Source organism: Acinetobacter sp. ATCC 27244 (assembly GCF_000156555.1).
Classification (GTDB): Bacteria; Pseudomonadota; Gammaproteobacteria; order Pseudomonadales; family Moraxellaceae; genus Acinetobacter; species Acinetobacter haemolyticus.
In genome coordinates, this window is the sequence record NZ_GG665980.1 from 1 (window position 1) to 1,249 (window position 1,249).

Here is a 1,249-nt window from a genome sequence, read left to right on the forward strand (position 1 = left end):
GAGACCTTTGCACGAAACAGCCCCTTTGCTCGAGGCATACCACCAAACCGAAAAAAAACAAAGAATGGCAATGAAATAAGCAAAACAATGGCTAAATCATGGATAAAATCTCCAAATGGTTGTTAAATTTGTGTCTATTGGCTGAGCTTACTAACCAACAGACACAATAACCCTAGGCGAGTCCGTATTTTCGTTTCAAGCTTAGGGCAGTTTTTAAATTATGCACCATGCTTGCAAGCAAAGTGCTGGTATGAAATTGCATTAACCCTAAATGACGAGCTTTGCTCATCCCATAATGCAGTTTAAAATGTCCAAAGACCCGCTCAACGGTGTTTCTAGTTTGGCTCTTTTGGGTATTATTGCGTTTTTGCTGTTCGGTTAAGGGTGTATTGCGCCATGCTCTATCATGAATATGATTTTTTATCGGTGGTTCATGCTCGGCAAGGTAGTCATCATGGGCTTGGCTTTTATACGCACTGTCAGCATACACGGCTGATTCATCATCTGTTAACAGCGTGGTAAAACATTGGGAATCATGGACATTGGCAGGGGTAGTTTCAACCTTTTTGACAAAGCTGTCTTCATCACAGTTGAGATGAATTTTAAAGCCGTAGGTGGTTTTTACTTTACCTGTACTGTCTTTTTTACTGACATAGGCGGCTTCGTTATCTTGGGTATTGTCGGTGTGTTTGCCTTTCTTAGGTCGTTTGTTTTTAGCTTCAACGATACTGGCATCGATGATGCTGACACTGCCCGCTTTGATAAAAATGTTTTGTTGGGCTAGTTGCTCATTGATTTGGTTGAACAATGGTTCAATCAGTCTAAGCTCACCTAGGTGTTTGTGGTATCGCCAAATGGTGCTATGGTCGGGTACATCATCCGTTAATGATAGGCCAACAAAGCGACGAAATAGTAAGTCTCGTGCCAGTTGTTTTTCCATGGCTGGATCCGATAGGTTATAGAGTTTTTGTAAGAGTAATACTTTAAACATGATGACAGGGTGAAAGGCAGATTCCCCACGCTCACTGCTATGAACGTGGCGTAAGGTTTGCTCGATAGTTTGCCAGTCAATTAGGTTGTGTAGTTCATCTAATTCTTCGATGGCTTTGTGAGCGTTAATGAGACTGTCTGCTAGGGAGAGTTGCCCTGTTTGTTTCCATGCCATAGTCGTGTTTTTTGCTAGGTGATTGATTTTATTGTATTATACCAATTTAATGAACTTTTGTGTGTTTATTCGTGCAAAGGTTTC

The 1,249-nt window shown here is 41.2% G+C and carries 1 protein-coding gene; it reads right to left on the bottom strand.

Annotated features, from left to right (window positions below):
• Positions 1–172: 172 nt before the first annotated feature.
• Entirely contained in the window at positions 173–1,165 is a 993-nt protein-coding gene (locus HMPREF0023_RS15850; protein WP_005028482.1) for an IS5-like element ISAba23 family transposase, read from the bottom strand.
• Between the last annotated feature and the right edge of the window lie 84 nt (positions 1,166–1,249).

Bases quoted from the DNA above. Each gene is read 5' to 3' on its own strand.
- HMPREF0023_RS15850 (WP_005028482.1), bottom strand. From the start codon at position 1,165: ATGGCATGGAAACAAACAGGGCAACTCTCCCTAGCAGACAGTCTCATT.